We start from the raw sequence: 22,738 nt of genomic DNA on the forward strand, positions 1-22,738 counted from the left end.
CCCGGCGGGCCCGCGCCAACGGGAGACACCGCGCGCAGGTGCACCTGCACACGGGCCAGGGCCGGTGGTGTCGGTGGCCCGTGGAGTCGCTCATGCAGACAGAGTCCTGAGAGTTGTTCAATTCCGCGAGAATGACTGAGCAGACCACAGCGGAGACCACGCCCACAAGGGGATCTGCCGAAAACGATCAGCTACGACTCTTTCACTCTCAGGTGACAAAGCGATGAACTGGCGGAGGCGGTCCGTCGAAGCCCCCGACCGCGCCCTCCGCCCGCCCGCCGGCACACGGAAAACCGTCCCCGGCGGGGCCGCGCGAGGGCGGTCCGCCGGGGACGGCTGTGGCTGGGGCGGCGGCCGCGGGGGCAGTGCCCCGGGCCGTACGGCGAGTGTCAGGCGGGGCGGCCCGGCTTCGGCCGGGTGCCCTCCTCGGGGGGACGCAGGGCACCGCGCAGCTCGCGGCGCCCGGAGACGCCGAGCTTGCGATAGGCCGAGGTCAGATGGACCTCGACGGTGCGCTGCGTGACGAAGAGGGTCTCGGCGATCTCCGCGTTGGAGGCGCCCTCCGCGGCCAGCCGCGCCACCTGGCTCTGGCTCCGGGTGAGCGAGCCGAGACCGCTGGAGACCGGGCGGCGCGGCCGCGCCCCGGTGGCGAGCAGCGCCTTGCGGGCCTCCTCGTGCAGGGCGCGCGCCCCGGCGGCGTACGAGGCGTTCCAGCCCTTGCGCAGCACCTCCCGGGCGGCTTCCTTCTGCCCGAGCTCGTACAGGGCCCGGCCCCGCGACACGCGCACCCGGGCGAGTATCAGCTCCGCCCCGGTCGGGGCGAGCACCGACTCCGCCTCCTCAAGGAGAGCCGCCCGCTCCCGCGGGTCGCGCACCGCCGCCGCCCGCAGTTCCAGACCCGTGCCGAGGGCGCAGGGGAGCCGGCCCGCGCGGGCCAGGCCGATCGCCTCGTCGGCGAGTTCCCGCGCCTCGGCGTACTGCCCCAGGGCCAGGTGCGCCCGGCCCGCCCAGTACCACCACGGCGAGACCGCGGGGTTGGTGCGCTGCCAGGCGCGCTGGCGCCGCCCGCACTCCGTCAGCAGGGCCAGCGCGCCCTCCGCGTCGCCCTGCGCCAGGCGCAGCCGGCCGTGGGCGCCCAGCAGTTCGTTCCACTGCCAGGCGTCCTCGTCCTTCGGGTCGGGGGACCCGGCCACCGCCGCGCTCGCCGCGTCGAGGTCCCCCTGCTCCAGGAAGACATGCAGCCGGATCGCGAGCGCCAGGGCCTGGTGGTGGCTGACGGCCGCGAGGTCGGTGTCCTTCAGCGCCCGCGTCGCGGACTTGAGGGCCGCCTCCAGGGAGCCGAGCCGCAGACAGGCGTCCGCGCTGAGGCCCAGCGCGTTGCGGCACTCGTCCTCGGGCAGCGTCTCGCCGCCGTGGATGAGCTGCCGGAAGACGTCCTCGGCCTCGCGCGGCGCGTCCGTGTAGAGGAGCGAGGTGGCGGCGGTGGCCAGGAAGGCGTACGAGTCGGTGGTCGGGCTGCTGCGCTGCCAGGCCCTGCGGGTGGCGGCGAGGCACTCGGGCACCCGGTCCATGCGGGAGGCGACGAGGACCGCCCGGGTGGCCACGAGCACCCGCTCCGCCGGGGTCTCACCGGGCAGGTCCAGGTCGAGCGGCACGGTCTCGATGAGCTCCAGGTACGCCTCGCGGCTCCCGATCACCGCCATCAGCAGCTGGGCTTCGAGCAGTTGGGCGCTCGCGACGCCGTCCTCGGCGCCGGTGGTGCGGTGCCGGTTGAGCAGTCCCACGGCACGGGCGAGCTGCCCGGTGCGGGCGAGGCCCACCGCGAGCGCGCTCAGCGCGGTGAGCCGCAGCTCGGGGTCGATGGCGCGTTTCAGGGCCACCGTCAGATGCCCGACCGCCGCCTCGGGGTCCACCCGGCCCTCGGCGACGCCCAGTTCGGTCAGCAGCGCGGGGGAGCAGTCGTTCTCGCGGCCCTCCGGTACACAGGGCCGCAGCAGCTCCACCGCGCGCTCCGGCCTGCTGGCCAGCATGGCCTCCCGGGCGGCCTCCCGCAGCAGCGTGGTGGCCCACGGCTCGGTGGGGGTGCCCCGGGACCGCAGGAGCTGGACGATGACCTCGGCGGTGGGGGCCCCGCTGTCGTGCAGCAGCCGGGCGGCCCGGCCGTGCGCGACGCCGCCCTCGTGCTCGCCGAGGCCGTCCAGGACGGCCTCGCGGACCACGGGGTGGGTGAAGGACCAGGCGCCGGCGCCGGCGGTGAAGCCCACCAGGCCGAGGGAGTTCAGGGTGAACAGCGACTGGGCGAAGGCGGGTTCGTCGAGGGTGGCCAGCCGCCCGCACAGGTCGGTCGGGGTGCCGTCGCCGAGGACCGCCATCGCCCTGACGGCGCGCAGGACGCTGTCCGGCTGCTGGCTCAGCAGATGCGCGATCCGGCTGCGGAAGGACTGCGCGCCCTGGCCGTCGACCGCGGTGATGTTCTCGACGGTGAGGTCCAGGCCGTTCTCGCGCAGCGCCGAGACCAGCCGGGTCACCAGGAGCGGATTGCCGCCGGTCACCGCCAGACAGGAACCCTGGAACTGCGCGTCGCCCGCGGAGCCGGTCAGCGCCCGGGCCACCCGGCCGATGCCCTCGGCGGTCAGCGGACGGGGGCGCAGGGTGCGGCACTGGGGCTGGGCCGCGATCTCGTCCAGGGAGGCGGAGGCGTGGCCGCCGCGGCAGCTCAGGGCCAGCAGCACGGGCTGGCCGGGCAGCCGCCGCGCGGTGTGCGCGAGGAAGTGCAGCGAGGCCGGGTCCGCCAGGTGCGCGTCGTCCACCGCGAGCAGCAGCGGCCCGTGCGTCGCCGCTGAGCGCAGCAGCTCGTACAACTCCGCGAGCAGGCCGTGCGGGACGGCGTTGACATCGATATCAGACCTGCCGCGCACCGCGTGGTCCGCGGACTTCTCGGGGTGCACGGGCCAGGGCAGGGCCGGATCCGCGCGGTGCGCCTCGGCGAGCGGGGCCACCAGGCGCCGGGCGAGGCTCAGCGGCGTCTGCCGCTGCTCCGGCTCCGCGCGCGCGGTCAGCACGCGCAGGGCCGGAGCGGCATCGACGAGGGCGCGCAGCAGCGCGGACTTGCCGATGCCGTCCGGTCCTTCCAGCACGATCAGCCCGGGGGACCCGGCGGCCGCCCGCCGGGCGGCCTCGGTCAGGACGGAGAGTTCACGCTCGCGCTCCACGAGTTCGGGTGGCGCGCCGGTCTTCCCCGAACCATGTGGACTGCGCTCGCCGGTGACGACGGTCATGGCGGTTCACCCTCTCCGAAGGAGCCTCAGGAGCCGCCGGCCGGGGCGGCTCAAGTGCTGCGTGCTGTCCCCGCCGGCCGACGGGGGCCTCAGTCCGGGCGCGTACCGGACGGCTGTCCGGATACCCCTCCTGAACGCGGCCTTCTCTACGGTTCGAGACGCATACACCTCAATGTGTCCCGTCCGCGGGCGATCTAGTCCCAGGCGACGGGCAACTCGTCCACTCCGTAGTGGACCGACCGGTCGCGCAGCGGGACTTCGGCCGCCGGCTTGGCCAGCCGCAGGCTCGGGAAGCGGTCGAAGAGCTTGCGCAGACCGATGCGCATGCTGGAGCGCGCCAGGTGCTGGCCCAGGCACTGGTGGGCACCGAAACCGAGCGCCAGGTGCTTGCGCGGGATCCGGGTCACGTCGAGGCGGTCGGGGTCGGTGAAGACCTCCGGGTCGCGGTTGGCCGCGGGCAGCGAGAGCACCACCGTCTGCCCGGCCTTGATGGTGCGCCCGCCCAGCTCGACGTCCTGCACGGCGCACCGGCTCGACCCCATCTGGGAGATGGTCAGATAGCGCAGCAACTCGTCGACCGCGCCCGCCTCGTACAGCTCGGGGCGCTCGCGCAGCAGGGCGAGCTGCTCGGGGTGTTCGAGGAGCGCGAAGGTGCTCAGCGCCAGCATGTTCGGGGTGGTGTCCAGGGAGCCGCCGAGGGTGAGGACGGCCAGGTTGACCAGTTCGTCCTCGGTCAGCTCGCCGGTCGCCGACAGGCGCCCGAAGAAGTCCTCGCCCTGCTCGGCCATGCGCGCGGCCACCATCGGCCGGATCAGCGCGTCCATCGACTCGATGTGGTGGATGAACTCCTCGAGCGTGTACGTCAGCCGCATCAGCGCCCCGAAGTGCTCCGCGATGCCGTCCATCAGCTCGGGGGTGACGTCCATGAGCGAGCAGACCGAGCGCAGGCTGAAGACCTCCGCCCAGTCGGTGACCAGGTCGGCGGGCGAGCCCTTGGCCGCCATCTCCTCCAGGGTCTCGTCGACCAGGCGCTCCAGCTCCGGTTCGTAGGCCTGGATACGGCGCAGGGTGAAGTGCCCGGCCAGCAGGCGCCGGTACTTGGTGTGCTCGGGGGCGTCCATCTTCGCGAAGGAGCCGGGCGCGGAGGGCACCGGCTTGTACTCGTCCATCGGGAAGGGCGGCGCGACGACGTGCGCGAGCAGTTCGTTGCGGTGGCTGAACCGCTCGTCGGCGAGGATCTCGCGCACCAGGTCGTGCCGGGTCACCAGCCAGCCGTTCGGGTCGCCGGGCGCCACCTGGAAGGTGACGGGGCTGACCGGGTCCTCGGCGCGCAGCCGGGCGTAGTCGGCGGGCGGGTCGAAGGGGCAGCCGCCGCGGTCCGAGGGGATCACGGGGGGATCGGGCCTGGTCTTCATGGTCGCTCCGAGGGATGCGGGATGCGGGAGGCGTCGGAAAGGGGGCAAGGGCGCGGCCTGGGCCGCGGGTTCAGGACCGTTCGAGGCGCAGCGGAAGGCGGCGGGCACCGAAGACGTTGGTGCCGTGCCAGGACAGGCGCACCTCGGGGTCGACCTCGATACGGGCGTAGCGGTCGAGCAGCGCGTCGAGGGCGATCCGGCCCTCCAGACGGGCCAGCGGCGCACCGATGCAGTAGTGCACGCCGTGCCCGAAGGCGGCCTGCTTGCCGTTGGACCGGTGCAGGCGGAAGGAGTCCGCCTCCTCGAAGACGGACTCGTCGCGGTTGGCGGAGAGCAGCCACAGGTACACCAGGCCGTTCTCCGGGATGTCCACCCCGCCGAGGCTGACCTCGGTGGTGGTGACCCGCTCGATGCGGGTGAACGGCGGGCGCAGCCGCAGCGTCTCCTCGATCACCGCGGGCACCAGGGAGCGGTCCGCGCGTACCCGGGCGAAGAGTTCGGGGTCGCGGTCCAGGCTCATCAGGGTGTTGCCCAGCAGGACCGAGGTGGTGATGTGCCCGGCCATCAGGAGCAGGGTGGCGAAGCTGGCGATGTCCTCGTCGTCCAGCCGCTCGCCCTCCAGCTCCGCCTCGACCAGGACGCCCAGGAGGTCGCCGCGGGGGGAGCGGCGCCGCTCGTCGATGAAGGTCTGGAGGTAGGCGGTGATGCCGACCGCCGTCTCCTCCATGGCGCGTACGCTCTCCGGGTCGTCCGGATCGGTGTTCAGGAGCTGGTCGGCCCAGCCCTGGAAGAGCATCCGGTCCTCGCCCGGCACCCCCAGCATGCGGGCGATCACGGTCACCGGCAGGGGGTTGGCGAGGACGTCCACCAAGTCGTAGCGGTCCCCCTCGGCCCGGTCGAGGAGTTCGGCGGTCAGCTCGGTGATGGCCGGTTCCAGGCCCGCGACGAGCCCCGGGGTGAAGGCCCTGCTGATCAGCCGGCGCATCTTGCCGTGCAGCGGCGGGTCGAGCAGCAGCAGGGTGCCCCGGGGAGCCTGCCGTTCGCCGTGCGAGAGGCGGCCGACCGTGTCCGAGGAGAAGGTGGCGGGGTCGGCCAGGATGCGCTGGACGTCGGCGTGCCGGAAGACATGGACGATTCCCGAGCCGTCCCGCCACACCGGCTGCTCGGCGCGCATGCGTGCCGCCCACGCCAGGAGGGTGTCACCGCCGTCCGGTTCCACGGTCGGGGCGCGGTCCGGGAGAGCGGCGGCCGCCTGGGCCGGATCGAGCACCTCCGAGATGCCTTGCTGCGCCACTGGGTCACCTTTCGCAGAGGTCGTCGCCCGCACGGTGCACGCGTCACGGGAGTCGGGCCCTGGCACCCCGCGCGGTAGCGGTCACTCCAGCACGGGGGCCTCTCGCGCGGCCAGTACGAGCCGCGGACTCTAGGGATTCACCGAGTACCGGCCCCGGCGGGAACCCCGCGCGGCCGCCGGGCGCGGCGAATCTCTGGAGGAAACCCCAGACAGCTCGGCGCGGACGTCCCCATAGGTGGGGGAGCCCCGCAAGATGGGGCACATCCCGGCCGCCCGTCGACTCCGACCGTGTGTGAAGAGGCCTGCTCATGGACATTTCGATCGACCACGACAAGTGCATCGGCGCCGGTCAGTGTGCCCTCATCGCTCCTGAGGTCTTCGACCAGCGCGTCGAGGACGGCCTGTCCGTGCTGCTGGTCCAGGACCCGGGAGCCGACCAGTACGAGGCGGTGCGGGAGGCGGCCGAGATGTGTCCGCTCGGCGCGATCTCCACGGCCGGGGCCGCGCGCCCGCGGGACTGAGGCACGACACCGTCCGTTCGCCCTCCGACGAGGAAGTGGAAACCATGCGCGTGCTGTTCGCGGGTCTGCCGGAGAAGTCGCACCTCTACACGATGGTCCCGCTGGCCTGGGCCCTGACCGTGGCGGGCCACGAGGTCATGATGGCCAACGCCCCGTCCCTGACGCCGCACATCACCGGCGCCGGACTCGTCGCCGCCCCCGTCGGCACGGACAACGCCATGCACCGCGACATGAGCGGCTCCCGGGACTCCCAGGACGCCGACGTCGCCAACTGGAGCCGCCTCGGCTACGGCGAGGTGGACCACGAGAGCCTGCTCGGCCGGTACCGCGTCTCCGTCCCCTGGGGCTTCGCCCGCTACAACGACCCCGTGGTCGACGACCTCGTCGCACTGGCCCGGTACTGGAAACCGGACCTCGTCGTCCGCGACCCCCTCGCCTACGCGGGCGGGATCGCGGCCCGTGCCTGCGGCGCCGCCCACGCCCGGCTGCTGTGGTGCGCCGATGTGTACGGGCAGGCCCGCGGCACCTTCGTCGAGCTGGCCCGCGACGTCCCCGAGGAGCAGCGGGAGGACCCGCTCGCCGAGTGGATCGAGGAGCGCGGCGGACCCTACGGCGTGCCCTGCGACGAGGAGCTCCTGAACGGCCAGTTCACCCTGGACACCCTGCCGCCGAGCCTGCGTCCGCCGAGCGGTCTGGAGCAGGTGTCCCTGCGCTATGTGCCCTACAACGGCCCCGCCGTGCGGTGGGACTGGCTCCGCGAGGAGCCCAAGCGCCCCCGGATCTGCCTGACCCTCGGCCGCACCAACTCCGAGGCCTACGGCGGCGACTACCTGCCGGTCGGGGACATCCTCGGCGAACTCGCCGCCCTCGACGCCGAGGTGGTCGCCGCGCTCACGCCCGACACGGTGGAGCAGCTCGGCACCCTGCCGGACAATGTGCGCGCCGCCAGCGGCGTCGCCCTGAACACCCTGCTGCCCTCCTGCGCGGCGGTCGTCCACCACGGCGGCTGGGGCTCCTTCTCCACCGCACTGGTCAACGCCGTACCGCAGCTCGCCCTGTCCACCCTCGTCGCCGACCAGGAGCTGCGCGGGCGCTCCCTGGAGGACGCCGGGGCCGGTCACTTCCTGCACCACAGCGAAGCCGGCGCCGCACGTGTCGCCGAGCTGACCCGGCGCCTCCTGGAGGAGCCGTCCTACACCGTCGCGGCCCGGCGCCTGCGCGACGAGTCCGCCGCCATGCCCGGCCCGCACGAGGTCGTCGGCACCCTGGAACGGCTCGTCGCCGCCCGCTGAGCCGCCTTCCGGAACCTCGCACCCAACCCCGTACCCCGAGAAGGGAGGACGGCGCCCGCTCGTTCCACCGGAGAAGCGCCGTACCGAGATGAGTCAGACGCGCATCCTGGTGACCGGCGGTGCCGGTTTCATCGGGTCCCACTACGTCCGGACGCTGCTCGGCCCGCAGGGGCCCGACGACGTCAGCGTCACCGTCCTCGACGCCTTCACCTACGCCGCCAACCCGGCCAACCTCGACCCGGTCGCCGACTCCCCGCGCTACCGCCTGGTCGTCGGCGACATCTGCGACACCGGGACCGTGGACGCCCTGATGGCCGAGCACGACGAGGTCGTGCACTTCGCCGCCGAGTCCCATGTGGACCGCTCGCTGGCCAGCGCCACCGAGTTCGTGCGGACCAATGTGCTCGGCACGCAGACCCTGCTCGACGCGGCACTGCGGCACGGGGTGCGCACCTTCGTGCACGTCTCCACCGACGAGGTCTACGGCTCCATCCCGGACGGCTCCTGCGCCGAGGACCAGCCGCTCAGCCCCAACTCCCCGTACGCCGCGTCCAAGGCGGCCAGCGATGTCATCGCGCTGGCCTACCACCGTTCGCACCAGCTCGACGTACGGGTCACCCGCTGCTCCAACAACTACGGGCACCACCAGTTCCCCGAGAAGATCATCCCGCTCTTCGTGACCCGCCTGCTGCGGGGCGGCCGCGTACCGCTCTACGGGGACGGACTGCACGTGCGCGACTGGCTGCACATCGACGACCACGTCCGGGGCATCGAACTGGTCCGCACCCGGGGCCGCGCGGGCGAGGTCTACAACATCGGCGGCGGCACCGAACTGACCAACCGTCAGCTCACCGAACTCCTCCTGGAGGCCTGCGGGGCGAACTGGGACAGCGTCGACCACGTCACCGACCGCAAGGGCCACGACCGCCGCTACTCCGTGGACTGGCGCAAGGCCCATGTGGAACTGGGCTACAAGCCGCAGAAGGACTTCACCGAAGGGCTCGCCGAGACCGTCGCCTGGTACCGCGCGCACCAGGAGGTCTGGGAGCAGGCGGCCCGCAGGACCGCCGCGGCCGTCGCGGGCAGGGGGGACCTGACGTGCTGACCTTCTCCACCCTGGGCCCGCTGTGCGTGCGCGCCGACGGCCACGACGTCACGCCCACCGCGCCCAAGGTGCGCCAGCTCCTCGCCCTGCTCCTCGCCCGCCGCAACACCGTGGTCCCGCTCCCCGCGATCGCGGACGAGCTGTGGTCGCACCGCCCGCCCCGCAGCTCCACCGGCACCGTGCAGACCTACGCCTACCAGTTGCGCAGGGCCCTGCCGGACGAGGAGGGCAGCCCGCAGGGCGGCCGGCTCACGACCCACCCGCAGGGGTATGTGCTCCAGGTGGCCACCGGCGAGTGCGACCTGGACGAGTTCGGCCTGCTCACCCTGAAGGGGCAGACGGCACTCGCCGAGGACGACAGCACCGGGGCCGCCCGGATCCTGGAGCGCGCCCTGGAGCTGTGGCGCGGCCCGCTCTTCGCCGATGTGACCCAGGGGCCGACGCTGCGCGGCTACGCCATGCGCCTGGACGAACTGCACCTGCAGGCCCAGGAGATGCGCATCACCGCCCAGCTCCGCCTCGGCCGGCACCGCCATGTCGTGGGCGAACTCAAGGAGTTGGCCTGTGCGTATCCCCTGCACGAGTGGTTCCAGGGCACCCTCATCATCGCCCTGGAACGCTGCGGGCGCCGCAACGAGGCCCTGCAGACCTATCAGCGGCTGCGGGAGGTGCTGCGCGAGGAGCTGGGCCTCGACCCCTCACCCGGTCTGCAGCGCATCCGCCAGCACGTACTGACCGACCGCATCAGCGTCGCCGACCTCGACCTGCTGCCCGGCTAGCAGGCCCGCCGCCCGTTCATTTCCGTCCCGCCGTCCGCTCGCCGTCCTCCCGCTCCGGGTGCGCCCCCTCGGGCCGTGCCCGGAGCGCCGTCATCCGCTCCCGCGTCATCCGTTCCGGCCGTCATCCGTTCCCGCGGTCGTCCGAGGCGAGGTCGGCGGCGGCGTGCCACATGTCCGCGATCATGTCGCGCGGGGTGCGGCCGGGCGTCCAGTCCAGGAGTTCGCGGGCCCGGGAGATGTCCACGCCCATCCAGTCGGTGTCCGTCACCGGCCGCACCCCGGTCAGGGAACTCTCCACCAGGCGGGCCGGGCGTCCGCTGATCCCGATCAGCAGGTCGACCATGTCGCGTACGTGCTGCGAGCTGCCGCTCGCGATGTTGACCACCCGGCCGGCCGCCCCGGGCACCCGCATGGCGGCGACCACCGCCCGCGACACGTCCTTGGCGTCGACGAAGTCCCGGCTGCTGCGCAGCGGCGAGACCCGGACCTCGGCCGTGGTGCCGGGCGGGGCGGCGAGCAGCTGCCCCGCCACATGGCCCAGCAGGCTGCCCGCGGGGGTGCCCGCGCCGATCACGTTCGACAGCCGCAGCACGACCGCGTCGGTGGCGCCCTCGGCCGCGGCGCGCAGCACCGCCTGGGTGCCCTCCAGCTTCGAGCGGCCGTAGTCGGTGGTCGGCCGCTCCGCCGAGGACTCCGAGAGCCGTACCCGCGCGGGCTGCGGGGCGTACTCGTGCACCGAGCCGAGCTGCACCAGCCGCGGCCGCACCCGGGAGCGGGCGAGACCGGCCAGGAGGCGGTCCACCAGGAGCTGGTTGCCGAGGCGCATGCCGCCCACCGAGGAGGACCACACCTCACCGGCCGCGTTGACCACGGCGACCGGGCGCTCCTCGTCGAGCAGCGAGGTCAGTGCCTCGGGCCCGTGGGAGGCGAGGTCCATGAGGTAGAGCCGCCAGGAGGCCGGTGTCTTGCGCGGGCGGCGTGCCACCGCCAGTACCTCGTATCCGGCGGCCTCCAGGGCGGCCCCCACATGGCGCCCCACGAAACCGGTCGCACCGAGGAGCAGCACCCGGCCGGAGCGGGTGTCCGCGTGGTCCGGAAGGCTCCGCGCAACGAAGACCATGCCGTTCTCCTCCAAGGGGCCGGCCGTCCGTGTCCGGCCCGCCGCGTCCGCTCGTAGCCCGCACCGCGGTCCGCGGGCGGCGCTCGGCCACAGTGGCACCCCGCGGTCCAGGATCTCTGAGGGCCCGTTGAACTCGACCGGCTCACCGCCCGTCCTGGACCGGTCCTGGAAGCGCGTGTCCTAGCGTGCTGCCACCATGAAGGTTCGAGAGATGGCTGTGCCGGACGCGTACCACATCACGCCGCACAAGCTGTGCGACCTACGAGGCAGCTTCTACGAGTCGTTCCGCCACGAGCGCCTGGCCGAGGAGATCGGGCGGCCGTTCCCGGTCGCCCAGGTGAACTACTCGGTCTCCCGCCGCAGCACCCTGCGCGGACTGCACGGCACCCTGCTGCCGCCGGGCCAGGCCAAGCTGGTCTGCGTGGTGCGCGGCGCGGTCCTCGACATCGTCGTGGACCTGCGGACCGGCTCCCCGACCTGGGGCGTGCACGAGGCGAACTGGCTGGACGCCGCCTCCGGCGAGGCGCTGTTCGTCGCCGAGGGCCTGGTGCACGGCTTCCTCGCCCTGACCGACGACACCTGCGTCTCCTACCACTGCTCCACGGAGTTCGTCCCCGGCACCCAGGTGGACATCGACCCCTTCGACGCCGAACTCGCCCTGCCCTGGGGCCTGTCCGACACCCCCCTGATGTCCGTGAAGGACTCCTCCGCGATGTCCGTCGCCACCGCCCGCGAGAACGGGTCCCTGGCCGCCTACGAGGACTGCCTGGCGCACTACGCCATGCTCCGCGGGGCCGCTTGACCCGGGCTCCGCGGGACCCACGGCCGCATCCGCCGCACCCCTCCAGGAGAACCCATGACACTCGGCAGCGGGGCCCCCGCCCGGCACTTCGCGCTGCTCCTCTTCGCGGACTTCGGCCACATCGGCCCGACCCTCGGCCTCAGCCGCGAACTGACCGCCCGCGGCCACCGCGTGACCTATGTCGTCGACGGCGCCTACGCCTCGGTCGTGGCGGAGGCCGGGGCCCGGGCGGTGACGTACACCTCCGCCCGCGGGGACTTCTACCGGGCCGCCGACCCGGACCCGGACAGCCTCGCCCGGGACGGCTACGCCCTGCTCACCGACACGATGGCCACCGTCTACCCGCTCGCGCGCGAGGCCCTCGCCGCGGACCCTCCCGACGCGGTCCTCTACGACTTCGAGACGGTCGTCCCCGCCCGTGTCCTCGCTCGCGAACTGGGCGCGGTGCCGGTGCAGTTGTGGCCGAGCCACGCGGCCAACGAGGTCTTCTCGCTCCGCGCGCAGATGTGGGGCAAGGACCACCCCGTGATGGCCGAGGGCGCCGCGCTGGTGATGGCCTTCCTGGCCGAGCACGGCATCGGGCCCTCCGAGATGGGCCGCTACGGCGCCGAGTGGGACGAGCGCAACCTGGTCTTCCTGCCGCGGGAGTTCCAGGTCGAGGGGGACAGCTTCGACGAGCGGTTCGCCTTCGTGGGACCGACGTTCACCGAGCCGGAGCCCGGCCTCTGGTCGCCGCCGGGTGACGGGCGGCGGCTCGCCCTGGTGTCCCTGGGCACCGAGTCCGGCGACCGGGACGACTTCTTCCGGGTCTGCGCCGAGGCCTTCCCGGCGGAGGAGTGGCACGTCGTGATGACCCTGGGCCGGGGCGCCGACCCCACCCGCCTCGGCGCGCTGCCCGCCCATGTCGAGGCCCACCCCTGGCTGCCGCACCCCGCCGTGCTCCCGCACGCGGACGTGTTCGTCTGCCACGCCGGTATGGGCAGCCTGATGGAGGCGCTGCACTGCGGGACCCCCGTGGTCGCCCTGCCCCGCGCCCACGAACTCGACCTGAGCGCACGGCAGTTGGAGAAGCTCGGCGTGGGCAGGGGGCTCGCGAGGCAGGAACTGACCGCGGACGGCCTCGGGCGGGCGGTGGCGGAGCTGCTGGCCGACCCCGCGGGTCCCGGCGCGCGGGCGCGGATGCGGGAGGCCGTCCGCCGCGCGGGCGGCGCCCCGCGCGCGGCGGACCTGGCGGAGGAGTGGGCGGCGCTGCGGCCGAGCCGGACCGCCGTGGGCTGACCGGGCGCCCCGGGCCCGGCGACGACCGCGGGTCCGGGGCGCTCAGCCGTACGGGGCCGCCCCCTCGAAGGGAGCGGCCCCGTACGTACCCGCGGTCGCCGACGCGGTCGCCGGTCAGTGCGGCCGGGTCACGAACTCCTGCACGGTGCTGATGCTGTGGTCGATCATCTGGTCCGTCAGACCCGGGAAGACCCCGATCCAGAAGGTGCGCTCGGTGGTGATGTCGCTGTTGGTCAGCGGGCCGCTCACCCTGAACTCCCGTCCCTCGTAGGCCGGGTGGCGGGTGAGGTTGCCCGCGAAGAAGCGGCGGGTGGCGACCTTGCTCTGCTCCAGGTGCTCGATCAGCGCGGCGGGCGCGAAGGGCGCCTCGGGACTCACCGTCAGGGCGAAGCCGAACCAGCTCGGGTCGCTGCCCGGGGTGGCCTCCGGCAGCACCAGGTGGGGCAGTCCGTCCAGGCCCGCGCGCAGCCGGGCCCAGTTGTGCCGCCGTGCGCTGCCGAACTCCTCGATGCGGCTGAGCTGTTGGAGCCCGAGCGCGGCCTGCGGGTCGGTCGACTTCAGGTTGTAGCCGACGTGGGAGAAGATGTACTTGTGGTCGTAGCCCTCCGGCAGCGAGCCCATCTGCTGCTCGAAGCGCTTGAAGCAGCGGTTGTCCTCGCCCGGTTCGCACCAGCAGTCCCGGCCCCAGTCCCGCATCGACTCGACGATCCGCGCCAGCGCCAGGTTGTCGGTCAGTACGCAGCCGCCCTCGCCCATGGTGATGTGGTGCGCGGGATAGAAGCTCTCGGTGGCCATGTCGCCGAAGGTGCCGGTCAGTTGCCCCCGGTAGGTGCTGCCCAGCGCGTCGCAGTTGTCCTCGATGAGGAACAGACCTCGGTCCTCGGCCAGTTGGGCGATCTCCGCGACCTGGAAGGGGTTGCCGAGCGCGTGCGCCATCATGATCGCCCGGGTCCGGGGCCCGATGGCCTGCTCCACCCGCTCCAACGAGGCGTTGTAGGTGCCCAGTTCGATGTCGGTGAAGACCGGTACGAGTCCGTTCTGCAGGATCGGGTTGACCGTGGTCGGGAAGCCCGCGGCCACCGTGACCACCTCGTCGCCCGGCAGCAGCCGGTGCTCCTCCAGCTGCGGGGAGGTCAGAGCACTGAGGGCCAACAGGTTCGCCGAGGAACCGGAGTTGGTGAGATGCGCCTTGCGCAGGCCGAAGAACTTGGCGAGCCCGCGCTCCAGCCTGCGGGAGCTGACCCCGGCGGCGATGCGCATGTCCAGCGCCGCCTCGACGAAGGCGACCCGGTCGTCCTCGGAGAGCACGGCCCCGGAGGCCATGACAGGGGTGACGCCCGGCACGAATCCGGAGGACTCGTTGTTTCGATGGTATTCGCGGACCAGGTCGAGGATCGCGCTCTTGTCGTTCCCCATCGGCTGAGGGCCTCCTGTGTGTGCCAGTCGGGACGAGCGGTACGGCGGAGTCGTACGCGGAGCCGCATGAGGAGGCCCGCATCCGTCGATCCGGGTCACCAGCCCAGCACGCCCGCGCCCCGGCGTGCCACAAGTGCCGGGCAAGACTAGGGACTTCCACCGATAGCGGCCCGGGTGCTCCGCCGCCGTCCGGGCACACCCTAGGGATTTCCTCGCCGCCCGCGGGCCAGGCTGGAGTGTCCGACCCGTACCGTCCCCGTTGAGGTGTCATGACATCCGGCCCCGCGTCACGCGAGAAGGACCGCACCCGCACGCTGTGCTCCGGTCGGCCGACCGGGCAGCGCGTCCGGCTCAGCGTCTACGACCTGATGACCGGCACCTTCGCCACCTCCCGCACCTTCTACTACCGCCAGACGCTCGACGCCGACGCCCTGCAGGAGTCCCTGGTCCGCACCCTGGCCGACCACCCCCTGCTCACCGGGCGGCTGCGCCGGGACGCGGACGGCGGCCTGAGCGTGCTGTGCGACGACGCGGGCGCCGTCTTCCGCGTCTCCCGCAGCGACCGTGCGATGCCGGACTACGGGCCCGAACTGTCCGCCAAGAAGGACCTGCGGCACTATCTGCACTCCGTCAACGCCTTCCGCGTCGTCGACCACGACACCCCCCTGCTGACCGTCAAGGTGACCCAGATGCGGGGCGGCGGCTCCGTCCTCGGGGTGTCCATCAACCACAGCATCGTCGACGGCGGCGGCTTCGTGGACTTCCTCCTGCGGTGGTCCCGGATCCACCGCGGCCTGGAGCCCGGCGCGCCCGCGCCCCACGACCGGACGCCGCTGGAGGAGATGGCGGCCGGCACCCGCGCGGCAGCCGAGGACCCGCAGTACACCCTGGTCTCCGGCCGCCGGAAGTTCGGCTTCCTGTGGCGGGTCAACGCCGGGGCGCGGCGGGTGCCCACCCTCACCACGCGCTTCTCCTCCGAGGAGGTCCTCGCGCTGCGGGAGACGGCGGCCGCCGGGCTGGCCGGCGAGGGGATCGAGGTCTCCAGCGGGGACGCCCTGACCGCGCAGATCTGGCGGGTGCTCGCGGCGCTGCGCGATCGGCCGCCACAGAGCACCGAGCGGCTGGGGCTGGTGGTCGGGCTGCGCGGGGCGCTCAAGGAGCAGTACCCCGAGGGCTTCTGGGGCAACGCCGTCTCCAACATCACCGCCACCCTGCCCACCCGGGTACTGCGCGAGGAGCCCGCGGAGCGCACGGTCGCCGCCGTACGCGAGGCGCTCAACCGCGTCACCCCCGAGCGGATCCGCGAGGAGAGTGCCTATCTGGAGGCCCAGCGGCGGGCCGGGCGGGTGCGCCGGGTGCTCAGCCGGATGTCCCTGGACTCCTTCGAGGACACCGTGGGCATGAACAACGTCAGCCGACTGCCGGTCTACCAGGTGGAGTTCGGCTCCGGGCGGCCCTTCTGGTTCGAGTACCCCTCCATCCCGATCCCCTGGAACGTCCTGGTCACCCCCACCCCCCAGGACGACTACAGCCGCGACGTCCACCTGAGTCTGCCGCTGGCCGCCGCCGAGGCGCTGCGCACGCCCGAGTGGCACAAGCGGCTGCATGCCCTGGCCCCCTCCCACTGAGACCGGGGCGGCGGGCGGTCAGGGCCGGGGCACGTTGCGCAGGTTGGCGCGGGCCATCTGGACCATCCGGCCGACGCCTCCGTCGAGGACGACCTTGGAGGCGGAGAGCGCGAAACCGGTGACCATGTCGGCGCTGATCTTCGGCGGGATGGAGAGGGCGTTGGGGTCGGTGACCACGTCGACCAGGGCCGGGCCCGGGTGCGCGAAGGCCTCCTTGAGGGCCTTGGCGAGCTGCTTGGGCTTCTCCACCCTGACCCCGTGGGCGCCGCAGGCCCGCGCGACGGCCGCGAAGTCCGGATTGCGGTTGGCCGTGCCGTACGAGGGCAGTCCGGCGACCAGCATCTCCAGTTCGACCATGCTGAGCGCGGAGTTGTTGAAGAGGACCACCTTCACCGGGAGTTCGTACTGGACGAGGGTGAGGAAGTCGCCCATCAGCATGGCGAATCCGCCGTCCCCGGACATCGAGACGACCTGCCGGGACCGGTCGGTGAACTGGGCGCCGATGGCCTGGGGGAGCGCGTTGGCCATCGAGCCGTGCGAGAAGGAACCGATGATCCGGCGGCGGCCGTTGGGCGTGAGATAGCGGGCGGCCCAGACATTGCACATGCCGGTGTCGACGGTGAACACCGCGTCCTCGGCGGCGAGTTCGTCCAGGACCGAGGCGACGTACTCGGGATGCAGGGGTACGTGCTTGTCGACCTTGCGGGTGTAGGCCTTCACGACCCCTTCGAGGGCGTCCGCGTGCTTCTTGAGCATCCGGTCGAGGAAGCGGCGGTCCGTCTTCGGGGAGACCTTCGGGATCAGGCAGCGCAGCGTCTCGCCCGCGTCGCCCCAGACCGCGAGGTCCAGCTTGCACCGCCGCCCGAGGTGCTCCGGCCGCACATCGACCTGCGCGATCTTCACATCGTCCGGCAGAAAGGCGTTGTACGGGAAGTCGGTGCCGAGCAGGATCAGCAGATCGCACTCATGGGTGGCCTCGTAGGCGGCCCCGTACCCGAGCAGACCGCTCATCCCGACGTCGAAGCTGTTGTCGTACTGGATCCATTCCTTGCCGCGCAGGGCGTGGCCCACCGGGGACTTGATCTTCTCGGCGAGCTGCATCACCTCCGCGTGCGCCCCGGCCGTGCCGCTGCCGCAGAAGAGGGTCACCCGGTCCGCCTGGTCGATCAGGGCGGCGAGCCGGTCGATCTCGGCGTCGCCGGGGCGCACCGTGGGCCGCGAGGTGACCAGGGCGTGCTCCGAGGCCCGTTCGGGTGCGGGCCGGTCGGCGACATCGCCGGGCAGCGTCACGACGCTCACCCCGCTGCGGCCGACCGCGTGCTGGATCGCGGTCTGCAGCAGCCGGGGCATCTGCTGCGGGCTGGAGATCATCTCGCTGTAGTGGCTGCACTCGGCGAAGAGCCGGTCGGGATGGGTCTCCTGGAAGTAGCTGAGCCCGATCTCGCTGGAGGGGATGTGCGAGGCGAGGGCGAGGACCGGGGCCATCGAGCGGTGGGCGTCGTACAGGCCGTTGATCAGGTGCAGATTGCCCGGCCCGCAGGATCCGGCGCAGGCGGCGAGGCTCCCGGTGATCTGGGCCTCGGCCCCGGCCGCGAAGGCCGCGGTCTCCTCGTGCCGTACGTGGATCCAGTCGATGGCCGGGGTGCGCCGCACCGCGTCCACCACCGGGTTGAGGCTGTCGCCGACCACCCCGTAGAGCCTGCGGACCCCCGCCCTGACCAGGATGTCCACGAACTGCTCGGCGATGTTCTGCTTGGCCATCCCGCCCGCACCTCCAGGTCGCCGCTCGGCCCCGCGGCGCCCGATGGACCGGCCGCCGCCCGTCCATCAATGCACACCTGGTCCCCTCACGCCTCCCACACCGCGGCGGCCGTCCGGTCGTCCGCGTAGCCCCTGACCCCCACCTGGGTGTCCGCCAGGAAATCGGCGAGCCCGGGCGGTTCCTGGCCCTGCCAGCGGTCGGCCAGGTGCGCGAGGAGGGCCGGCTCGCCCCGCAGGGGCGCGGCAAGGCCGGGCCCGCACAGCAGCAGGACATCACCCGGGCGGCCGACCGAGACCTGGAAGCGGAAGGGGTCCCGGGCGTGCTCGCGGGCGGGCACATAGGGGCTCGGCGGGGCGCTCACGCCCAGGCGCAGGGTGTCGGGTCCGCCGCCGGTCCTCGGCCCGGCGTCCACCGTCTGCCCGGCGGTGCTCGGCTCGATGTCCTCCCACCGCCCCTCGCGCAGCCGCAGGAGCCCGCCGTCGCCCACCCCGAAGAAGACCCGGCTGCGGCAGCGCGGATCGGCGGGCAGCAGCAGGCAGCGCAGCACGGCGCTGTACCCCGCCGGGTCCGTGCCCCGCTCGGAGGCCCGGGCCCGCAGCTTGCCGAGGCTGCGGTCGGTCAGGCGCTGCAGCCCGGACTTGAGGTCGGCGCGGCGCTCGGCGCGGATGTCCTCGGCGAGCCGGGCGTGGCTGCGCCCGACGGCCTCGCCCAGCCAGGCGCAGGCCTCGGCCGCGGCCCGGTGGGCACCGGCCCCGCCGGGCGCCACGGTGGCCGTGGCGAGGAGGACGAGGGCGTCCTCCCCCTCGCCGAAGCGGGCGGTGAGCAGGCTGTCCCGGCGCGGCTCGCCCAGGTGGCGCGCCGCGTCGCCGCGTACGGAGACGGCCCGCAGGGTGCAGGAGCCGTACCGCGCCCCGTCCAGGACGGTGTCCGCGACCAGTTCCTCCAGCGCCTCCGGGTCGGCCGCCGGGAGCGCGACCGGCTCGGCCGCGTAACCGGGCGGCTCCTCGCCCACGTACCGCACGCGTGGCGGTGGCCCGGCGGCGGGGGCCGGGGCGTCCGCGGTCCGCTGAGCGGCCTCGGCCGGGCGGGAGGCGAAGGTGCGCGGCTGCGAGGGCTGGGCGGTGGGCGGCTCCCACGGAGCCCGGGGCCGGGGCGGTCGGACGGCGGGCGCGGCTGCCGCCGGGGCGGCGGGGCCGGTCGCGGTGCGGGACGGGCGGCCGGGGGCGGCCGGTGCCTCGCGCGGGTCGGCCGGCGGCGCGCCCGGTCCGGGCAGCAGGAGTTCCGTGTCGGGTTCCAGGAGCGCTTCGTCGGAATCGGCGCGGGGCCCGGGCACGGGGGCCCGGGATGCGCTCTCCTCCTCCGGAGGGCGGTCCCAGGTGCTTCCGGCGGGGGGCTCGGCCGGTTCGTCGCCGGTGCCCGGGGCCGGGTCCGGTTCGGGCGTCCGGCCGCGGCGCAGTGTGCCCGCCGCCGAGGCGAAACGGTCGTCGAGCGTGTCCCCGGACGAGGCCTCGCCGGTGTCCTCGGTGCTTTCGTCGTACAAGTCGCGCCACCAGTCGTCGTGGCCCGCGGTCCCGTCCCCCTGCTTCATGCACCCATTCTCACCGCACGGCTCGCGTCTATCCGCCCATCGGCGAAATCGTCTTCCGTGCGGCCTCCCATGGGAGAGAACACAAGACCGCCGGGCCGCTCCACCCCCCACGGCAGTGCTGCCCGGCGGTCGACTGCGCGCTCCGGCCCGGCACGGCCGGAGCGGGGCAGCACACCCGGAAACCGTCGGTGAGAACCGGAATCCGAGGGGACCGCTGCCCCGTGCATCCTTTCTAGTCTGCCGTTTCCGGCCAGCTCCAAACGAGCCGGTGACCGCATGGTGGACAGCGCACGGCGGCGCATCGGCTCCGTTGTCCCGCTCCAGGGCGATTGACCTGCGAAAACATGACAGCGGGAAGGTTGTCCGGAACCTCGGGGGAGGTTTCCTGGAGTTTCTGTGCGGGAAGTGCGCTCGGTGGCCCCGCACCAGAGGTGAACTCCCGGGTAACTCCGGGAGTCGGAGGGGCTCAACAGGAGTGACGGAGGGCGCGGGAGGGAAAAGCACTGCGTGTAGATGTTCGAGCAGGAAGGATCGGCAGCGGCATGCAGGCGGGGGTCATGACGAGGCAGATACGAGGGACCGGCTCGGCCGGACATCAGAGCGGCGGGGGTCAGGCGGTGCGCGCCACGGGCACGGCGCTGCGCACCGGCCGTACGGCACTCACCCGAAGAATCGGACGCGCGGAGCTGCGCGCCGTGCCCGCGGTGCGCCGGGAGGTCAGGGCGCTGGTCTCCGGCTGGGGCCGGCCCGCCGTCGCGGACACGGCAGAACTGCTCACCTGTGAACTGGTCACCAACGCCCTCCTGCACACCGAGGGCGAGGCGGTGCTGACCGTGCTCCTCGGGCCGGATCAACTGCGCGTGGAGGTACGGGACTTCGCGGGCCGCCGGCCGCGACCGCGGGGTCCGCGCCCCGAGGGGGCGACGGGCGGCCGGGGCCTGCAACTGGTGGAGATGCTCGCCGGGGCCTGGGGCGTGGACCGCGCGGCCGGAGGCAAGACCGTCTGGTTCGAACTCGGCGAAGAGGGCTGAGCCCGGCCCCGCACCGGACACGACGACGCCGCGTCGGCGAGGGTGCCGACGCGGCGTGACGGGGGAGCGGCGGGCGCTCAGCCGAACTGCTGCTCAAGGTCCTTCAGCTTGCGCTCAAGGGAGTCGAGTCGCGGGAGGGTCATTGTGTCGTCCTCCGCGGTGAGGTCGACGACCGGCTTGCCGCCGCCGGAGACCGCGGCGAGCGAGGCCCGGGCACGGGCCGGGAGTTCGGGGGCGGCGGCCGGTGCGGTGCTGCTCTCCGGCGCGGTGGCGGCCACCGGCGGGAGCTCGACCTGGCGTCCTCCTTTGCCGAAGCCTCCTTTGCCGTAGCGGCCGAGGGCCTTGAGGCGGGCGCGCTGGAGCTTCTCCTGGTCCCTGCGCTGGACCCGCTCCTGCCCCTTGATCTTGCGGTCCTCGCGGACCTCGTCCACGGCCTCGTCCAGGGTGCGCACCCCTTCGAGGAGCATCAGCGACCAGGCGGCGTAGGTCTCGCGGGGCGCGCGCAGCCAGCGCACGATGCGGATCTGCGGGAGCGGGCGCGGCACCAGGCCCTTCTCGCGGAGGGCGGCGCGGCGGGTCTGCTTGAGGGCGCGGTCGAAGAGGACGGCGGCCGACAGGGACATCCCGGCGAAGAACTCCGGGGCGCCCGCGTGCTCCACGCCGCGCGGCGCGTGCACCCAGTTGAACCAGGCGGCGGCGCCCGCGAAGGTCCACACGAGGAGGCGGGAGCCGAGGGCCGCGTCACCGTGGCTGGCCTCGCGCACCGCGAGCACCGAGCAGAACATGGCGGCGCCGTCGAGCCCGAAGGGCACCAGGTACTCCCAGCCGCCCGAGAGGTTCAGGTTCTGCCGCCCGAAGCCGACCAGGCCGTGGAAGGAGAGCGCGGCGGCCACCGCGGCACAGCAGAAGAGCAGGACGTACGAGGCGCTGCCGTACAGCACCTCCTTGCGGCGCCGGCGCTCCTCGCTGCGCTGCCAGGAGTCCTCCGTGCCGGACTCCTTGGCGGGGCGCCTGCCCCGTACCAGCACGGTGGCGGCTGTGGCGATGCCGAGCAGGGCAGCCCCTGGCAGCACCCAGTACAGCGCCATGTCGTTCAGAGTCATTCGGGGGTCCCTCGCAGGCAGTAGGACGTTTCGGGCGTCATCGTGGCCCATCTGCTGCCGCCGCCGAGCGCTTTCGGCCAAGAACACGCCAAATGGGGTGGGAGCAACGGGGGGTGACTCGAACTCCCGCACGGAAAAGGGGAGTTGAGTTCGATCAAGACTACACGGCCGGGTGGTGCCGTATGCACGCTTGCGGCGGCGTACCGTTTCGCCACCGCGGCCCCTCGCGGCCGGATTCCGCCTGCGCGCGAGCGGGGTCCCCATCCGGCCGTCCGGCGCTCAGAGAGCGGTGGCGAGGCGGCGGGCGAGGCGGTCGGCGTCGCAGGTGCGCGGGCAGGTGTCGCAGGTGTCGCCGGGGCCCAGTGTGTAGGAGAAGCAGCAGGAGATCCGGTCCCTGGTCAGCAGGCGGGACCCGGCGTGCCCGGGCAGCTCGCGGAAGCCCGCGGCGCCCGTGTAGGGCAGCGTCCCGCCGGGCAGCAGCCGGGTCAGCTCGCGGGTGGCCCGGTCCTCCTCGCCGAGCGCGCGGCCCGCGGCCCACAGCCCCTCGGTGATGTCGTCGGTGGCCATGCCCCACAGGGCCCGGCCGCGCCGCCGCATCCGGGGCCCGAAGCGGTCGAGCAGCGGCCTCAGGTGCGTGGTGAGGGCGCCGAGGAGGGTCTCGCGCAGGGCCGCCTCGTCGGCGACCACCCGGGCGCCGGGCAGGGCGGCCGCCGGATCCGCGGGCAGGCAGCTGAAGGCGCCGGTGCGCACCGCCAGCCGTCCCTGCTCGCGGTGGAGGGTGACGTCCGCCACCGAGAGGTGCGGGACCCGGCGCCGCAGGAACCAGGGCACGGTGAGCAGCAGGCAGCCGCTGTAGGCGTAGCGGTGCAGGCCGAAACCGGCGATCACATCGGGGCGGCCCCGCTCGCCGTGGTCGCGCAGCACCTGCTCCTCGTCCCAGCGGAGGTAGGCGTCCAGGGCGGCGCCGCCCGCGGCGAGTTCGCCGATGCCGGTCCAGCCCTCGCCGCTCGGCGCTTTCTCCCCCTCGGCCAGCTCGCGGACGCGCAGCCAGGAGAAGGCCTCGTTCAGCCGGGCGTAGGAATCCGCGACTGCGGAGGGGCGGGCGGGGGGCACCGATGCGGCCATGGAGGTCCGTCCCAGACGTGATCGTTGGCAGGTAAGCCTTACCTTACCCCGAGCTGAGGGGGTGTGACCTTCGGGTCCGCGCCGCCTATCGTGCTGCACGGTGAGGGCGGGATCCGCAGAGGAACGGCCGCCCGCCCGAGTCCGCGGAACGGTGCGCGACGGACGCCGTCGCGCGAGGTCGAGCCGCCGAGGAGGGCCGAG

At 73.4% G+C, this 22,738-nt stretch carries 17 protein-coding genes; 8 read left to right on the plus strand and 9 right to left on the minus strand.

Annotated features, from left to right (window positions below; translation table 11 throughout):
- Positions 1 to 389 precede the first annotated feature (389 nt).
- The 3 genes from HFV08_RS28275 to HFV08_RS28285 form a co-directional block, all read right to left on the minus strand.
- Positions 390 to 3,278, minus strand: a complete 2,889-nt coding sequence (locus HFV08_RS28275; RefSeq protein WP_168543291.1) for an ATP-binding protein — start codon at positions 3,276 to 3,278, stop codon at positions 390 to 392.
- 194 nt (positions 3,279 to 3,472) lie between these two features.
- On the minus strand, positions 3,473 to 4,693 hold the full coding sequence (locus HFV08_RS28280) for a cytochrome P450 (RefSeq protein ID WP_168543292.1): 1,221 nt from the start codon (positions 4,691 to 4,693) through the stop codon (positions 3,473 to 3,475).
- Between the two features lie 70 nt (positions 4,694 to 4,763).
- Entirely contained in the window at positions 4,764 to 5,987 is a 1,224-nt protein-coding gene (locus HFV08_RS28285) for a cytochrome P450 (protein ID WP_312885866.1), read from the minus strand.
- A 308-nt stretch (positions 5,988 to 6,295) separates the two neighbouring features.
- Between HFV08_RS28285 and HFV08_RS28290 the strand changes: the two genes are divergently transcribed.
- The 4 genes from HFV08_RS28290 to HFV08_RS28305 all read left to right on the plus strand — a co-directional run bounded on the left by HFV08_RS28290 (position 6,296) and on the right by HFV08_RS28305 (position 9,684).
- On the plus strand, positions 6,296 to 6,508 hold the full coding sequence (locus HFV08_RS28290) for a ferredoxin (RefSeq protein ID WP_168543293.1): 213 nt from the start codon (positions 6,296 to 6,298) through the stop codon (positions 6,506 to 6,508).
- Positions 6,509 to 6,552: 44 nt separating this feature from the next.
- Entirely contained in the window at positions 6,553 to 7,800 is a 1,248-nt protein-coding gene (locus HFV08_RS28295) for an activator-dependent family glycosyltransferase (RefSeq protein ID WP_168543294.1), read from the plus strand.
- Positions 7,801 to 7,888: 88 nt separating this feature from the next.
- Complete coding sequence (rfbB, locus tag HFV08_RS28300; protein ID WP_168543295.1) at positions 7,889 to 8,905, plus strand: dTDP-glucose 4,6-dehydratase; 1,017 nt, start codon at positions 7,889 to 7,891, stop codon at positions 8,903 to 8,905.
- On the plus strand, positions 8,899 to 9,684 hold the full coding sequence (locus HFV08_RS28305) for an AfsR/SARP family transcriptional regulator (RefSeq protein ID WP_168543296.1): 786 nt from the start codon (positions 8,899 to 8,901) through the stop codon (positions 9,682 to 9,684). Before rfbB ends, HFV08_RS28305 begins: the two co-directional genes overlap by 7 nt.
- 121 nt (positions 9,685 to 9,805) lie before the next feature.
- Here HFV08_RS28305 and HFV08_RS28310 read toward each other — a convergent pair whose 3' ends face one another.
- Positions 9,806 to 10,804, minus strand: coding sequence for an NAD-dependent epimerase/dehydratase family protein (locus HFV08_RS28310; RefSeq protein WP_168543297.1), 999 nt, complete (start codon positions 10,802 to 10,804; stop codon positions 9,806 to 9,808).
- Positions 10,805 to 11,015: 211 nt separating this feature from the next.
- Here HFV08_RS28310 and HFV08_RS28315 point away from each other — a divergent pair, with 211 nt between their 5' ends.
- Both HFV08_RS28315 and HFV08_RS28320 read left to right on the plus strand, forming a co-directional pair.
- Positions 11,016 to 11,606 carry a dTDP-4-dehydrorhamnose 3,5-epimerase family protein gene (locus HFV08_RS28315; RefSeq protein WP_246342144.1) on the plus strand — a complete coding sequence of 197 codons (591 nt, stop codon included), beginning with the start codon at positions 11,016 to 11,018 and terminating at the stop codon, positions 11,604 to 11,606.
- A gap of 54 nt (positions 11,607 to 11,660) precedes the next feature.
- On the plus strand, positions 11,661 to 12,884 hold the full coding sequence (locus tag HFV08_RS28320; RefSeq protein WP_168543299.1) for a macrolide family glycosyltransferase: 1,224 nt from the start codon (positions 11,661 to 11,663) through the stop codon (positions 12,882 to 12,884).
- Positions 12,885 to 12,998: 114 nt separating this feature from the next.
- Here the strand turns inward: HFV08_RS28320 and rfbH are convergent, their stop codons facing one another.
- A complete protein-coding gene (rfbH, locus tag HFV08_RS28325; RefSeq protein ID WP_168543300.1) occupies positions 12,999 to 14,300 on the minus strand; it encodes a lipopolysaccharide biosynthesis protein RfbH in 1,302 nt (433 codons plus the stop codon).
- Between the two features lie 269 nt (positions 14,301 to 14,569).
- Between rfbH and HFV08_RS28330 the strand changes: the two genes are divergently transcribed.
- A complete protein-coding gene (locus HFV08_RS28330; protein ID WP_168543301.1) occupies positions 14,570 to 15,928 on the plus strand; it encodes an acyltransferase in 1,359 nt (452 codons plus the stop codon).
- An 18-nt stretch (positions 15,929 to 15,946) separates the two neighbouring features.
- Here the strand turns inward: HFV08_RS28330 and HFV08_RS28335 are convergent, their stop codons facing one another.
- Positions 15,947 to 17,689 (minus strand): pyruvate dehydrogenase, encoded by a 1,743-nt coding sequence (locus HFV08_RS28335; RefSeq protein ID WP_168543302.1) that lies wholly within the window; start codon positions 17,687 to 17,689, stop codon positions 15,947 to 15,949.
- An 86-nt stretch (positions 17,690 to 17,775) separates the two neighbouring features.
- Positions 17,776 to 19,278, minus strand: a complete 1,503-nt coding sequence (locus tag HFV08_RS28340) for a protein phosphatase 2C domain-containing protein (RefSeq protein ID WP_168543303.1) — start codon at positions 19,276 to 19,278, stop codon at positions 17,776 to 17,778.
- Positions 19,279 to 19,835: 557 nt separating this feature from the next.
- Here HFV08_RS28340 and HFV08_RS28345 point away from each other — a divergent pair.
- Positions 19,836 to 20,309: an ATP-binding protein gene (locus HFV08_RS28345; RefSeq protein ID WP_168543304.1), complete on the plus strand. Its 474-nt coding sequence runs from the start codon at positions 19,836 to 19,838 to the stop codon at positions 20,307 to 20,309.
- A gap of 77 nt (positions 20,310 to 20,386) precedes the next feature.
- Here the strand turns inward: HFV08_RS28345 and HFV08_RS28350 are convergent, their stop codons facing one another.
- Entirely contained in the window at positions 20,387 to 21,412 is a 1,026-nt protein-coding gene (locus HFV08_RS28350; protein ID WP_168543305.1) for a DUF2637 domain-containing protein, read from the minus strand.
- Between the two features lie 279 nt (positions 21,413 to 21,691).
- A complete protein-coding gene (locus HFV08_RS28355; RefSeq protein WP_168543306.1) occupies positions 21,692 to 22,537 on the minus strand; it encodes a (2Fe-2S)-binding protein in 846 nt (281 codons plus the stop codon).
- Positions 22,538 to 22,738 lie beyond the last annotated feature (201 nt).

This window comes from Streptomyces physcomitrii, from assembly GCF_012273655.1.
GTDB lineage: Bacteria > Actinomycetota > Actinomycetes > Streptomycetales > Streptomycetaceae > Streptomyces > Streptomyces physcomitrii.